Source organism: Rossellomorea sp. LjRoot5 (assembly GCF_964253455.1).
In the GTDB taxonomy this organism is placed as follows: Bacteria; Bacillota; Bacilli; order Bacillales; family Bacillaceae_B; genus Rossellomorea.
Map to the genome: position 1 here is coordinate 3,150,561 of NZ_CAXUQN020000001.1, position 14,704 is coordinate 3,165,264.

The following is a 14,704-nucleotide window of genomic DNA, read 5'->3' on the forward strand; positions in this document are numbered from 1 at the left end:
GTCGAGCACCTTCCGTTCCAATCAACTAAGCATGTGTTTCTTAAAAACCTAATATTGATAACATTAAAGATTAGAGAACAACTTTTTCACAGTACGCAGAAAACAACTTCAGCTACTATAGAACCACCATTTTCCATGTGAAAACTATAAAAAAGCCTCCGAGAATAGTTTACCCATTCATTGGAGGCAACCAATATTATCCATTCACCACTGCGGGTTGTGTTTCTTCTTTTACGTATTTTGGAAGGATGATGGTGTAGAATACGGCTACGATGAGGAGGCATCCGCCGACGAGCCAGTAGAGCATTTCTACGGTTACGGTGGATGGGAATGTGACGGCGATGACTCCGAGAGTGATCGATTGAGACAGCATCATGAGTGGATTGATCCACCCCTGGACCCTTCCCATCATTTTAGGGTCGATGATACTCGGCATCCACCCGCCAATCGCAATGTTTACGAGTGGCAATCCAAGTGCAGCCAAGAAAATGATTGCAAGGAAGATCCATGTGGTCGGAGCAAAGGATGCAGCGATGATGAATGTCCCCGAGATTACCAGACCTGCCACAATCAGGACATGAAGCTTGAATTTCTGGGTCAGCACCGAAGAGAAGATACTTCCGATCAGCACACCGGCACCGAATGCGACACCTAATAAAATCGAGTATTCTTCATAGGAATCTGGAGCCAGTTTATATTTCAAAATAAAGATAGGAATCACCGAGAACCCGCCGTTTACGATTCCGAATACGACAAACCCGCCAATCAACGATAAGAGGAGCTTATGGTTCAGGATATACTTCATCCCGGCTGTAAAATCTTTTGCGACAGATTGAATGTTCATATCCTTCCAGGAATGCTTCCCATTTGGAAGCCGGACTTCTTCAGGGATGACACATTTTCTAATCAAGATCGCTGAAATCACAAACGTAACGAAATCCACCGCAATGGCACCGTATATCCCGGCAGTCCAATAGACAAAGATGGCCACGGCATTTCCGAGCAGCATAAACAAACTCATCACCATCTGATTCAATCCGGCTGCTGTAGCATAATCATCCTTGGAAAGTACCCCCTGCAAGATACCTTGTTCCGCCGGGAAGAAAAATTTCTGCACGCCGCTTCTCAGGAAAAGAACGGTAAAGATGAGTGGTAGCCACCCGATGAATATGGCTCCGAATAATAACAGTGTGAGAAAGGCACTGATCGTATCACAGTGATAGGCAATTTTTTGGCGGTCCAATCTGTCAGCGAACACACCTACAAGGAAAAATACGAGAAGAGTCGGGAGTGAATACATCATCTCCGTAACCGATGCATACATAGGCTGCTCCGAAAAGCGATCCAGCAGATAAAACATAAACGCCGTCAGGCCAATCACACTTCCCATATGCGAAGTGAAGTTTGCGAAAAATAATTTTAAAAATATTGGATTCTTAAAGATTTCAATCATTTTTTTCATAACATCCGTCCCCCATCAATAAGTAACTATCTTTATCATATTGAAATGACCTTATGAACAGGAGGGTCTATTGGTGGTTTTTTCCTCCGTCTCTGGTCGGAAAAGATTTAGGCCCCTCTGCAGAAACGGGAATGATTTTACGTTCCGGTGATATATTCAAGATTCCGCTGATAAAAGGTAAATTTCACAAGTATCGTTCTAATCAATCATTCAATTTCAATAAAAATAGCCTGGAACACCAAGGCTCCGGGCTATCCTTTCTTTCAATCACTGTTCAAATGTCCCTTTCACGACCGCTTCCCCGTTTTCCACCATCAATTTCCCTCTGGCGAAAACCGTATTCACGTTAAGGGTTTCCTGATCCAAAAGGACAAGATCAGCGTCCTTTTCGACTTCCACGTGACCTTTTTGCTTTAGTTTCAGGATTTTCGCAGGATTCGAGGTAATGACCCTGATCGCTGTTTCCAAAGGGATGTTTTCCTTCTGAACGGCATCCTTCACTTCTTCATAGAGGCTTGACACTTGACCAATCTGCAGTCCGATCAGCTCTCCATCCTTATCAAAATTCGGCAGACTTGCTTGTCCATCGGAGGTATAGGTGATTTGTTCCACCGGTACGCCCGCATCGAGCATGCGTTTAAGCGCTTGACTGCATTTGACTTCCCCGTCTTCCAGAAACTGAGGGATGGTACTCGTTGTAAAGTCTACATAGCCACCTTTAAGGGCATATTGAATCCCGGCTTCAAAGAGATGGGCATTCCGGTTGATATGCGTCGGATAGAACTGCTTGATCGGAATATCCGTTGTCTCGACAATCTCTTCCAGCAGGTTCAGGTGATCATAACTATCCCCGACGTGGATATTGACAATCCCGGCTTTCCCTGACAACATCCCTCCGATCCTTGCTGCGGAAGTAATTTTCGCTAACTCGTTTACCGTCGGCTGAGATGAGCGGTGATCGGCAATCGCCACTTCACCCACACCAATAATTCTATCCACTAAGATGATATCATTCTCAATCTTTCCGGTAAGTGTTTTCAAAGGTACCTGGTATGAACCTGTTTGCGTATAACAGGTAATCCCTTCTTCCTCAAGCCCCTTTGCTTTGGCTATGAGGCTTTCCATCGTCCTCGTCGTCCCGTCTGTACCGATGACACCGACAAGAGTGGTGATTCCTGAGAGAGTGGCCTGAGTCAATTGAATTTCAGGGGTTCTTGTACGGAAGCTCCCTTCGCCGCCTCCGCCCATAATATGGACATGTGAGTCGATGAATCCGGGTACAACATACTTCCCGGTTGCATCCACCACTTTTATATCCACAAATTGACCGGGAAGTTCAATCTTGTCTTCTATGAAACCTATTTTATCCCCTACCAGGAGGATATCCTTTTTCCCTAGATATGCTGGAGCATAAACTTCCCCGTTTTGTATAAGTGTTAACATGATGTTTGCTCCTTTCACTATTTATTTATAATCGAGCCTGGCCCGAAGAATGGCTAATTAAAATCCAATGAGCGTTGCTGTAATGACAAAGATGGATGATAGTACGAATAGAATAAGCATGAATTTAAGGATGAACTTAGCCCACACTCCCCAGTCGACCCGCGCTGCTCCCAATGTACCCATAAGGGCGGCAGAAGTCGGAACCAGGATATTCGTTAATCCATCCCCCAGTTGGAAAGCCAGTACCGATACTTGGCGCGTGACGCCGGCAATATCGGAAAGCGGGGCCATCAATGGCATCGTGAGCGCTGCTTGACCAGAACCGGAAACCACGAAGAAGTTGAATACTGACTGGAATACATACATACACCATGCAGAGATGGCTTCCGGGAAATCACCGACTACCTGCCCTGCACCATATAATACCGTGTTCAATACAGATGGTGCGTCCGGCGCATCTCCGCCAAGGATGATGACAATCCCTTTTGCCATCCCGACCACCAAAGCCGCAGGCAATAGATCTTTCGCACCGTCGATGAAGCCGTTTGCTACATCATCCCAACTCATTCCATTTAATTTAAACAGAACCCCGATTATCCCTGCAACTAAACCGATTGTAAAGAATTGGCTTGCAATCTCAGGAATATAATAGGCATGTTCCACTACCCCCCAAATGATCCAGGCAATCCCCACTACTACTGTAAGGATGACGAGTGAATGTCCCAAAGTGAATCTGGCATGTAAATTTTCCACTTTACCTTCTTTCCTGAAATATTCATCCGTTGTGTAAGAAAGGCTTCGTTTTGGATCCTTCTTGATTGCTTTGGCATATCTCCAGGTGTAAATGATTCCAACCAGAGTAAAGACGATCCACATGACGATCCGGAAGCCGGCACCTGATAGAACCGGAACACCGGAAACCCCTTGAGCGATCGCTACCCCGAATGGATTCATCCACGATGTGGCAAACCCGATCTGAGTGGCAACATACGTGATCATGATGCCCGTGATGGCATCATATCCGATGGCAATCATGATCGGAACGAGGATCATGGCAAACGCAATGGCCTCTTCCCCCATTCCAAAGACTGCCCCACCTAATGAGAATAAGAAGAACATGATCGGAATGATAAGGGACTCCTTCCCTTTGGTCCGATCGATTACCTTGAGGATCCCTTCTTCGATTGCCCTTGTTTTCATGATGATTCCGAAGGCTCCCCCGATAATGAGGATAAAGGCGACTACCCCTACGGCCGACCCCCATTTGTCCCCTGATACAAGTCCTTCAAATACATAATTCAGGAAGCCTATCCCACCACCAGGTTCGAACAGGCTTGTTCCTTCCCTGATCAGGTTTCCATCCTCATCTTTTAAATAACTGAACGAATCCGGATCCAAAACTGTTTTCGTTTGTTCTTCCCCATCCTGCATATACGTGATTTCTTCTGTAGCAAATTGCCCCTTAGGTATGACATACGTTAAAATAGCAGCCGCAAGCACGACGAAAAACACAATGATAAATGTATGCGGTACCTTCCAAGCTTTTTGTTCTTTCTCCATTTCTTATCCCCCCGTTTGACAGTTTAATAACCTTCATTTCCTTATATGCAAGTTCCATGCCAACTCATTATTATCTGAAAATACAAACTTCGATCCCGCTAATGGTTGAAATAGGTTAGAATATGTATAACCAAAAACCTTTGATTAACCATAAGGAGGATTCAAATGAAACGTGAATTAATTCTATTAGCCGGCACAAAAGAAACAGAGAGAGCCTTGAAGGAACAGTTACAGTCCGTTTTTGGCGAACTGATCCATATTACCAGTTATGCCTGCGATGAGGGGATTCCAACCTATTTCACAAATAAACTGATCGTATACTCATCTTCTCTGATCGAGCCAGAAGTACAAGAATATATCGATTTCGATTCCTGTACCATCATCAAAGCCCGCCGTACGGTGAACTATGAATACATAGACCGAATATTTGAATTACCTCCGGGAAAGAAGATCCTTTACGTAAATGACTTCATAGAGACGGCCCAAGAAGCCGTCGCCACTCTGAAGCGTCTCGGTATAGATCACGTGGACTATATTCCTTACTCCCCATCAGGAGGAGGGGATACGAAACAAATTGATATAGCTGTTTCTCCAGGGGAGATGGTGAGCATCCCCTCTTCCATCCCCCAAAAAATCGATATAGGTGTCAGACTGATCGATTTGAATACGATCATGAAAATCATCCACCACTTTCAATTATCAGAGAGATTGACCTTTGATATTACAGATCGTTATACAAGGAAAATCATCGAGCTAAGTCAGAAGCTCGGTGCCATCAACCGTCGAGCCAAAACATTAAACAAATTTTTAAATAAAGTGGTCGATGGAGTTAACGACGGAATCCTCGCCTTTCAGGAGGATGGGGAAATCACCGTCTTCAATGAAGTGCTCGAAAGAATGATCGGGATTAACGCGGCTCACGCTAAGGGGAAGAAATTGAGCAGGGTGTTCAAAAACATCGAGCTCAATCGTTTCCTGACCTCAGAGCAGGATGAAGATCTGGAATACTTCACACTCCGGCAGCAGAATGTCATGGTGTATCGCTTCCGTTTGGAGGCTGAAGGTGTCATTGTGGCAACTTTTAAAGATATGGAAGAGACCATTGAAATGGAGAAAGTGCGGAAACGCGAACTCCAGCGAAGGGGATATATCGCTAAGTATACATTCGACAGCATATTAGGGAACAGCCATCTTATTGACGACACTAAATTGATCGCAGAAAAACTCGCAAAAAGCGAGCTGCCGGTATTGATTTATGGGGAGACAGGGACTGGGAAAGAGCTGTTTTCCAGCGCCATGCATAATGATTCTTCCCGTAAGAACAGTCCATACCTCGCTGTTAACTGCAGCGCCTTGCCGGAAGACCTATTGGAAAGTGAATTATTCGGATATGAGGAAGGTGCCTTTACGGGTGCTAAAAAGGGCGGCAAAAAAGGATTATTCGAACAAGCCGATGGAGGCACCCTGTTCCTTGATGAAATAGGTGATATCAGCTTAAAGCTTCAGGCGAGACTTCTAAGGGTGCTTCAGGAAATGGAAATCAGAAGGATTGGAGGAAACAAAAATATCCCGGTGGATGTGAGGATCATCGCTGCTACAAACAAGGATCTTCAAGCCTTAATCATTGAAGGTACGTTCCGGGAAGACCTCTACCATCGATTAAAAGTGTTATCCTTACAGCTTCCAAGCCTTAGGGAAAGAAGTGAAGATATCCCCCTTCTTATCGAACACTTCCTCGGGATGGAACATAGTAAAATCACCACGATCGACCGTGCCGTATTGGAAGCCATGAAGAAAGCCCCGTGGAAGGGAAATATCCGGGAACTAAAAAATACTCTCCTATATATGATGACCGTCGCTGGGCACAATAGGCTGACTCTGCAAGAATTACCGAGAAATGATCATAATTTCACTGGGATAGAGCAAACTAACGGTACCTATTCTCCGGCGGAAATCACCATGTCTAAATCCCGGGAGTATATCAACATCCTGACTGCATTAGTGGGATTCTTTGAGAATGGAGAGAGTGCAAGCAGGGAAAAAATCCATTCATCACTCCAACAAAGTCCTACCCCACTCTCAGTCCAACAGATCAGGACAAGATTGAGCGAATTACAGGATTTAGGATACGTTTTCATCCAAAGAGGGAGAATCGGAACTGAAATAACACCTGCAGGAGTAAATTGGCTAAACGAACATAGGGAGAATGTTTTAACCAGTCGATAACGGGGTATCTTACCTTTAACCGGTTAGATACACAAAACATTCTTCACGATACAATAAGTCGAGGTGATTTTCATGGTACGTACGATCTTAATGGTCATTGGCGCAATTGTTGTTATTGGCTGGATCATCAGCATGCTTTAAGAGAAACCATATCAGCCAAACATTATTCTTGCAATTATTTGAGTTATATTATTGAAAGCGAAGGAGCAGAATGGATCTTCCCCCCATTCTGCTCCTTATTTTTGTTTCATATTAATCCACACCCCATCTCGGGAATCTGCCAAAGAAGATTAAAAATTCTTTAAACGGGTAAACAACAGATATCCCAATGTTGAGGTGATTAACATGTATAGACATATCCTATTAGCTTACGATGAAACAGATGGCAGTAAGAAAGCATTAGACGAAGTATCGAAATTAATGAAAAGTTCCATAGACTCAAAACTAACCGTACTGCATATTTCAGACGAAAAGACAGCGAATGAACCCCGTGACAACTTTACGCCGACACACGCACTCGCTGATACGTCACCTGGTTTCGATAACCAGTACATGGGGAATCTATCGGTTTCCCCTGACAACAAAGTTCGAGAGGAAGACAGGCATGAAATCAAGACACCTTCTTCCACTCACCCGTATTTAGTAAATGCGAGGGAAAAACTTTCTCCTCATGGAGTGGATGCCAACTACATTCATCTGTCAGGCTCTGAAGCGAAACGCATTTGTGAATACGCCAAGGAAATACAGGCCGACCTCGTTGTCGTTGGAAGCAGCGGCAAATCCGGCATGAAGAAATGGGTACTTGGAAGTGTGAGCGAAAAAGTCACACAAAACTGTGAATCCAGTGTCCTGGTGGTAAAATAAGCAATTAATCAAGAGGAGGGACGGACCTTTAAAGGTCCGTCCCTCCTCTTTTGTTATGTACTCGTTAATTCATCCAATCGCTTACGACTGCTTGCTTCATCGAAGCTGCTATAGATCCGGTAGTCCTCTGCATCGAGTATTCGATAGTGTTTGCTGAACAGATTTTGTTGAAGAATGTATTCGTCGGTCTTTTTGATATCTTTCCACCAGATCTTGCCTCCAAGTGTTTTTTCCTTCCGGTAATCAATGCCTTCCCGGGCAATGGTCTCGATGACCTCAAGGGGTTCTCCACCAAGACTGGTCGTTAACGTTTCACTGTCCTTAAATAACGCACAAATGGCGACGGCTGCGGTCCAGCTGGCCATCACTCTACCCTTTTCAATCTGCACGAGGGTTTTTTTCGATAACCCTATGACAGTAGCCATCTTATCCTGCGTATACCCCGCCTCTGTCCGTACCAGCCTTAATTTATCAGAGATGATTAATATGATTTCTTCTTTTGTCATGGTTTCACACCTTAATTGTTTATAGTGTAATATTACACCTATATCATACCTGTTTTCAACACCAATCAAATATCTTTAAGCAACCCATTGAGTTTTGAATACAAATCAATAATTTATTATACTTCTACTTAGAATGCATTTAAAAATTTTACAAACAATGCGTTAAAACCAGCATCATTTCGAGGAGGAATTAAGGTGAAGGATCCCATCATCGTTCTGATCAGAGAGGACTTAAGGATTCACGATCACCCTGCTCTCTATTCAGCTTGCCAGGAAGGAAACGTGATCCCCCTATATATCTTGGATGAGGAAACGTCCCTTGGCGAAGCAAAGAAGTGGTGGCTGCACCGGAATATCGAGAACTACCAACATACCCTTCAATCGATTAACGGCCGTCTATGGCTGGATAAGGGGAAAGTGGAAGAAGTCCTTTCCCAATGGGTGAAGAATACTAATGCAAAAGCTGTTTACTGGAATCGGATATACGACCCTGACATTTCCCAAAGGGATCGTACGATGGCCCAGTCCTTATCTTCCCAAGGAATCCAGGTCAAAACGTTCGAGGGTACCCTTCTTCTGCCCCCTTGGAAAATCAAAAAGGATGACGGTACTCCATATAAGGTGTACTCGGCATATTACCGATCACTCAGGAAAGAAGAAATTCCAAAACCCCTTCCAACTCTTAAACGGATGGAGGTACCACAGCTTCAAAACGATGGGGTGGCCCTGAACGATTTGAATCTCCTCCCGTCCATCCCCTGGCACAACATCATGGAAAGCATATGGGACCCTGGAGAAGAAGCTGCATTCAAAAGAATGAACTCATTCCTTTCTAAAAGATTAGATGATTATTCAGAAGGTAGAGATTTTCCGGGGAAGGGACTGCATTCCACCCTGTCCCCGTATTTGGCTCTCGGGGTCATTTCTGTCCGGAGTATCTATCATACCCTCATTGATATGGAGAACAAACCGATTGAACCATTTATTAAACAGCTTATATGGAGGGAATTCTCCTATTCAGTCCTCCTCCATTATCCCGAGTCACCGACACGTCCACTTAATGAAAAGTTTGCCGAATTCCATTGGCGTAGTGATGAAGAAGGTTGGGAGAAATGGACAAAAGGCAAAACCGGGTATCCAATCGTCGACGCAGGGATGAGGGAGTTGTGGGCAACCGGCTTCATGCATAATCGAGTGCGAATGATTGTGGCATCCTTCCTCACAAAGCACCTGCTTATCCCTTGGCAAAGGGGAGCAGAGTGGTTTCTTGATACCCTGATTGACGTAGACCTTGCCAATAACTCCATGGGGTGGCAGTGGGTGGCAGGCTCAGGATTTGATGCAGCACCTTATTTCCGGGTCTTTAATCCGACCCTTCAAAGTGAAAAATTTGATGAAGAAGGAACTTATATACGGATGTGGGTTCCTGAATTAAGTCAACTTCCAAATCGGTATATACACAAACCTTCAGATGCTCCCGGCGATGTGTTAAAAAAGGCAGACATCACCCTCGGAGTGGATTATCCAAATCCGGTTGTTGATCACAAAGCCGCCAGAAAAAGAGCATTGGAGCACTACGAGGAGATAAAATAATGTAAAGAAAAGGACCCGATACTAGCGTATCGGGTCCTTTTAAGATCATTGGTATTCTTTTAAACGCACCTTAACCGTTTCGAACTCTTCCTGTACTTCTTTGGCAGGAGGATTACCAACAAAACTGAAAATAAAGATAGCGATGGTCGCGAAGATGAATCCCGGAAGGAGCTCATACACATCGAAGAGTCCTCCAGACAACTGCTTCCATATAATGACCGTTACTGCACCCGTGATCATACCTGCAAGGGCACCATTACGTGTCATGCGTTTCCAGAATAAGCTCAAGATCACGACCGGTCCAAAGGCAGCACCGAAACCAGCCCATGCATAGCTGACTAATTCCAATACTTTACTATCGCGGTCATATCCAAGGAAAATGGCAAGGATCGCGATGACCACTACCGAAATACGACCAACCAACACTTCTTCTTTTTGGCTTGCTTCTTTTCGGAAAATGGCTTTATAGAAATCCTGAGCCAGGGCACTTGATGAGACAAGAAGCTGTGAATCCACTGTGCTCATGATCGCTGATAGAATGGCTGCAAGTAAGAAACCCGCTACCCATGGATTGAATAATACTTGTGAGAACATAATGAACACCGTTTCCGAGTTTTCCAACGGTGAATCGGCGAAATACGCAATACCGGAGAAACCGATGAAGATGGCTCCAAATAGGGAGACAATCATCCATACCATACCAATCAAGCGTGCTTTAGGTATTTCTCTCGTTGATTTAATACCCATAAAACGTACAATGATATGAGGCTGACCGAAATAACCCAAGCCCCATGCGAGAAGCGATACGACTGAAACAAATGTCGCTCCTGTGTAAACATTCAAGTAAGATGGATCGATGCTTGATACGGCACTTACCGTAGCATCCCAACCGCCAATCTCGGAAATGGCTACAACAGGAATGATGATCAGAGCAAGGAACATCAGGATCCCTTGAATGAAGTCTGTCCAGCTGGCTGCAAGGAATCCGCCAAAGAACGTGTAAGATAGGATAACTCCTGCACCAACCCATAAAGCTAATCGGTAATCCATATTGAATGATTCTTCAAGTAAGATTGCTCCACCCACTAAACTCGATGAAGTGTAGAACGTAAAGAAGATCAGGATGATGATAGCAGAGAACACTCGAAGAATTTTGCTTGAATCGTGAAAACGATTTTCAAAGAAATCAGGTACTGTGATTGAATCATTCGCCACTTCCGTGTAAACCCGGAATGGCTTTGCAATGAATTGCCAATTCAAGTAAGCACCTACTGATAAACCAATTGCTAACCAGATTGATCCCATACCACTGGCATAAACGGCACCCGGCAGACCCAGCATCAACCAACCACTCATGTCGGAAGAACCTGCACTCAAGGCAGCTACCCCGGCAGTCAAACGCCTGCCTCCAAGTACATAGTCGGATAAATTGCTGGTTAACTTGGCTGCCATGTAACCAATAATACCCATTCCAATTAAATAAATAATAATCGATGTTAACGTTTGAATATTAATATCCATAATCTACTCCTTTGTTTTTTCTGTAAAAAAAGTAATGATTGATAAAATGATCAAGGTCGGCATCGGAATTAATAACCATAACCAGGTTCCCAATGTTAATTCTTCACCCATATCACGTACCTCCTCCTTATGCATTTAAGTGTATTTTTTATACACTTACTTTTCAAATATTAATTTCCCGGCTGTTATAGACACAAGAATTATCATACCATAAACGAGAATTTTTTAAAGTCATCTGCTCCTAACAGGGATAAATACATGAATAAATATACGATAATATTCGATATTTTCGTCTTATATCAAATATTACTCAATATTTATTCACAAAAAATTATTTAAATTTATTGAAAAACAGTACTTTTTTCTCACCCTAATCAAAATAACGTACCAAGCAGATATGCTTTATTCATAGTTTTTTCATAATCAAATTTTTTATCCCTGTCCATTGTGTCAAAAAAGATCTCCACTTCTTTGTCAATGACTCCCATTTTTTCGGAAATTCCCTTTATTAGCTGGTGTCTCAACGTTTCATCATGACCATTAGAAATAAATTCCTCTTTCGTTTCACCTGCGAGCCCGACCCAAAGAACCTTCTGAGGATTGACTTGAGTGAATGCCGGATATGTAAAGACTCGATCAATATACCCTTTCATGATGGCAGGTAAACCATACCACCAAATCGGGAACACAAAGATCAGGGCGTCATACCGCTTTAATTTTTTCCTTTCCTTCTCAACAATATAAGAGGGCTTCCCTTTCATAGGGTTATCCCATTCATCTTCACCCTTTTCATCAAGTAGGGGATTGAATTCCTCCCTGTACAAATCTAAGATAGATGACTTATATTCTTTGTCATGCAGACCTTTCTGAATATGCTTTGTAATGGAAAACGTGAGGGAATTCGTTCGTGGATGGGCAACAATCATCAGTACTTTCAAGAAAAACAACTCCTTAAATGGACTACAGTGATCACTGTGCGGCTTTCACTCCCCAGGATAACATACCGGATTTCTCACCACGTCCGTCTCAAATAATTTGTCGGATCAGCATGTAGAACATACATACCCAATACGACCAGCTCGTTTTTACATTCGTAAACTTTGTTGCTATGTAAGGTAGCGAGTAGTGGTTGATTTCAGCTTGAATTTGCTGTTTCATTCGTTTTTTCACTGGTAAGCTCTGTCACTCTATCTCATTAGATGGGGAGGGGAACGGCGTAGACTCCTGCGGAAAAACGGACGAGACAAGACCCCGCAGCGAATGCGAGGAGGCTTGGCCGTTCGTCCGCCGGAAAGCGAAGCCGTTCCCCTCACCATCAATCCATATACTCATAGACAGAGCCTCAGAGTTCCTATGTTAGAAAACAACAATCTTTGTGAAAAGAGTTTTACAAAAAAAAGATGAAATCGTATTGATTTCACCTTTTTCCTTGCAGAATGGCGGGAACGGTTATGATTCGCCCCTCTGGATCTTAATGGTCCGTTTTTTCTCTGACTCGGATACAAACAGGGCACATGCAGCATCCCCTGAGATATTAATGGATGTACGGGCCATATCCAATAGACGGTCTATCCCAAGGATCAAACCTATCCCTTCAACTGGAAGATTGACACTGCTTAATACCATGGCCAGGAGGATCAACCCGACTCCCGGCACCCCTGCTGTACCGATACTTGCAAGTACGGCTGTAAGGACGACGGTAATCAGCTGTTCCATGGATAAATCCACATTATATACCTGAGAGATGAACACCGTGGCCACCCCTTGCATGATGGCCGTACCATCCATGTTGATCGTGGCTCCCAGGGGTTGAACGAATGAGCTGACCGACTTTGAGACACCCAGTCGCTGCTGGGCAACGTCCATTGAAATCGGAAGGGTTGCATTACTGCTGGATGTACTGAATCCGACACTCATGGCAGGACTGAAATTCTTGAAGAACCAAATTGGGTTCTTCTTTGCGAGTAAGAGTATCGTTCCGCCATACGTAATAAATGCATGAACAAGTAAAGCCGCTAATACGACTACGAAATAAAGCCACATCGCTTTCAGGGCACTGGAACCCTGACTGCCGATTGCCGAAGCGATCAATCCAAATGTTCCGTATGGAGCGAATTTCATCACAAGGGTCACGAGATACATCATCAGGTCGTTTCCTTGCTCCACAAGTTTCAGGATTCCTTTTGTCTTATCACCCAGAGCCGTCAATCCGAATCCGATGAAGATGGCAAACGCGATGATCTGGAGCATATTGCCCTCGGTCATGGCCGTTAAAGGGTTTTTAGGGATGATGTTCATAAGTGTTTCGCCTACAGGAGGAGCCTTTTCTGTTTTAAAGCCCTCTGATTGAGAGGCGTCGATTCCTTCCACCAATCCCGGATCGATGATGTATGCCAGAGTCAAACCGATGACAATGGCGATACAGGTTGTCAGTAAAAAGTAAACGATCGTCTTTAATCCGATTCTTCCAAGCTTCTTCGGGTCCCCTAATCCTGCCGATCCAAGGACGATGGAAAGAAAAACAATCGGCACGACAAGCATACTGATCAGGTTGAGGAAAATCTTGCCTAGAGGTGTGAACAGATAAGGATCTAATATATCGAATAAATCTTTTGCAAATATGTTCAGAATCAATCCTACTACGGCCCCTAATATCAAGGCTGTAATAATCTTTGTTGTCAAATTAAATTTCATAGATGTACCTCCCTATAATTTTCCAAATAGTATAAAGATATTACCCTTATATCATTTTTATAAAACCAAAAATTTTTAGAACTTTTAATGAATGAATTTCTCTGATGTCATCCCCCGGCTGCCTAGTTCGTTCAAGAACTTCATTCTCCTTCCCCCATTATACTGATTTTTTATTAAATGAAAGAAGGTTGACGAAGATTCACATCGAATTTACTAGATTTACGGCTCGAGATTTCATAATTTCAGGCAGTTCAATGAATCCATTCTACCAAGAAAGCCTTTCCAAAAATTTCTTTTCGCATTTCATGGATTATCTTTTACGTGATTGGGTAAATAGTAATAACAGCATGAAATAGAAAGGAACATACGATTATGAATAAAACCGTCTATTTTCTTTCAAGTAGTCAACAGCGCAGCTTGATGGCTGAGGGCTGGGCAGAGAAGCTCCAAGTGTCGGATTGGTCTTTTAAAAGTGCCGGATGGGTTGCTGATAGCCGTGAGGAATTCAGCGTTCTGGCAATGAAAGAATTATGTATCGATATCAGTTCATTTCCTCTTTCGCGCATTGAAATGAAGGAACTTGGTGAGGCCTCGGTTATCGTTGCGATTCAGGATACAGAATATGATGATAAGATCGAACTTCCCTCTGAATTAGAAGAAAAAGTCATCTATTGGAACTTACCGAATCCACGAAAGCGTTCTGCGACATTGATTGAAGAATGGGTACACTACCAGGAAATTTGTGACGAAATTGCTATGCGGGTAAAGGATTTGGAACATTTACTCCCACAATTACATTAAGAGGACTGATTACAACGGTACGTTTAATGTAATC

The 14,704-nt window shown here is 43.5% G+C and carries 11 protein-coding genes; 4 read left to right on the top strand and 7 right to left on the bottom strand.

The genetic code is table 11. The features are described from left to right. Nucleotides 1-196: 196 nt before the first annotated feature. The 3 genes from ACSQ2E_RS16075 to yfcC all read right to left on the bottom strand — a co-directional run bounded on the left by ACSQ2E_RS16075 (nt 197) and on the right by yfcC (nt 4,465). On the bottom strand, nt 197-1,462 hold the full coding sequence (locus tag ACSQ2E_RS16075) for an MFS transporter (RefSeq protein WP_435992132.1): 1,266 nt from the start codon (nt 1,460-1,462) through the stop codon (nt 197-199). A gap of 267 nt (nt 1,463-1,729) precedes the next feature. Next, nucleotides 1,730-2,905, bottom strand: a complete 1,176-nt coding sequence (gene iadA, locus ACSQ2E_RS16080) for a beta-aspartyl-peptidase (RefSeq protein WP_435992134.1) — start codon at nt 2,903-2,905, stop codon at nt 1,730-1,732. Nucleotides 2,906-2,962: 57 nt separating this feature from the next. Then, complete coding sequence (yfcC, locus tag ACSQ2E_RS16085) at nt 2,963-4,465, bottom strand: putative basic amino acid antiporter YfcC (protein WP_435992136.1); 1,503 nt, start codon at nt 4,463-4,465, stop codon at nt 2,963-2,965. A 165-nt stretch (nt 4,466-4,630) separates the two neighbouring features. Here yfcC and ACSQ2E_RS16090 point away from each other — a divergent pair, with 165 nt between their 5' ends. Both ACSQ2E_RS16090 and ACSQ2E_RS16095 read left to right on the top strand, forming a co-directional pair. Then, entirely contained in the window at nt 4,631-6,691 is a 2,061-nt protein-coding gene (locus tag ACSQ2E_RS16090) for a sigma-54 interaction domain-containing protein (protein ID WP_435992138.1), read from the top strand. Between the two features lie 345 nt (nt 6,692-7,036). Beyond that, nucleotides 7,037-7,555, top strand: a complete 519-nt coding sequence (locus ACSQ2E_RS16095; protein WP_336198887.1) for a universal stress protein — start codon at nt 7,037-7,039, stop codon at nt 7,553-7,555. A 53-nt stretch (nt 7,556-7,608) separates the two neighbouring features. Here the strand turns inward: ACSQ2E_RS16095 and ACSQ2E_RS16100 are convergent, their stop codons facing one another. Further along, a complete protein-coding gene (locus tag ACSQ2E_RS16100) occupies nt 7,609-8,061 on the bottom strand; it encodes a helix-turn-helix transcriptional regulator (RefSeq protein ID WP_435992141.1) in 453 nt (150 codons plus the stop codon). A gap of 195 nt (nt 8,062-8,256) precedes the next feature. Here ACSQ2E_RS16100 and ACSQ2E_RS16105 point away from each other — a divergent pair, with 195 nt between their 5' ends. Continuing rightward, complete coding sequence (locus ACSQ2E_RS16105) at nt 8,257-9,654, top strand: cryptochrome/photolyase family protein (protein ID WP_435992143.1); 1,398 nt, start codon at nt 8,257-8,259, stop codon at nt 9,652-9,654. 45 nt (nt 9,655-9,699) lie between these two features. On the opposite strand, the gene putP is transcribed toward ACSQ2E_RS16105, so the two are convergent. The 3 genes from putP to ACSQ2E_RS16120 form a co-directional block, all read right to left on the bottom strand. Further along, nucleotides 9,700-11,175: a sodium/proline symporter PutP gene (putP, locus tag ACSQ2E_RS16110; protein WP_435992145.1), complete on the bottom strand. Its 1,476-nt coding sequence runs from the start codon at nt 11,173-11,175 to the stop codon at nt 9,700-9,702. A 374-nt stretch (nt 11,176-11,549) separates the two neighbouring features. Next, nucleotides 11,550-12,113, bottom strand: a complete 564-nt coding sequence (locus ACSQ2E_RS16115; protein WP_435992147.1) for an NAD(P)H oxidoreductase — start codon at nt 12,111-12,113, stop codon at nt 11,550-11,552. Between the two features lie 511 nt (nt 12,114-12,624). After that, nucleotides 12,625-13,869 (bottom strand): dicarboxylate/amino acid:cation symporter, encoded by a 1,245-nt coding sequence (locus ACSQ2E_RS16120; protein ID WP_435992149.1) that lies wholly within the window; start codon nt 13,867-13,869, stop codon nt 12,625-12,627. A gap of 372 nt (nt 13,870-14,241) precedes the next feature. On the opposite strand from ACSQ2E_RS16120, the gene ACSQ2E_RS16125 reads away from it, so the two are divergent. Then, complete coding sequence (locus ACSQ2E_RS16125; RefSeq protein ID WP_336198893.1) at nt 14,242-14,670, top strand: phosphatase; 429 nt, start codon at nt 14,242-14,244, stop codon at nt 14,668-14,670. Nucleotides 14,671-14,704 lie beyond the last annotated feature (34 nt).

Coding starts and splice junctions, on each gene's coding strand:
- ACSQ2E_RS16075 (WP_435992132.1), bottom strand. CDS start 1,462: ATGAAAAAAATGATTGAAATCTTTAAGAATCCAATATTTTTAAAATTA.
- iadA (WP_435992134.1), bottom strand. CDS start 2,905: ATGTTAACACTTATACAAAACGGGGAAGTTTATGCTCCAGCATATCTA.
- yfcC (WP_435992136.1), bottom strand. CDS start 4,465: ATGGAGAAAGAACAAAAAGCTTGGAAGGTACCGCATACATTTATCATT.
- ACSQ2E_RS16090 (WP_435992138.1), top strand. CDS start 4,631: ATGAAACGTGAATTAATTCTATTAGCCGGCACAAAAGAAACAGAGAGA.
- ACSQ2E_RS16095 (WP_336198887.1), top strand. CDS start 7,037: ATGTATAGACATATCCTATTAGCTTACGATGAAACAGATGGCAGTAAG.
- ACSQ2E_RS16100 (WP_435992141.1), bottom strand. CDS start 8,061: ATGACAAAAGAAGAAATCATATTAATCATCTCTGATAAATTAAGGCTG.
- putP (WP_435992145.1), bottom strand. CDS start 11,175: ATGGATATTAATATTCAAACGTTAACATCGATTATTATTTATTTAATT.
- ACSQ2E_RS16120 (WP_435992149.1), bottom strand. CDS start 13,869: ATGAAATTTAATTTGACAACAAAGATTATTACAGCCTTGATATTAGGG.
- ACSQ2E_RS16125 (WP_336198893.1), top strand. CDS start 14,242: ATGAATAAAACCGTCTATTTTCTTTCAAGTAGTCAACAGCGCAGCTTG.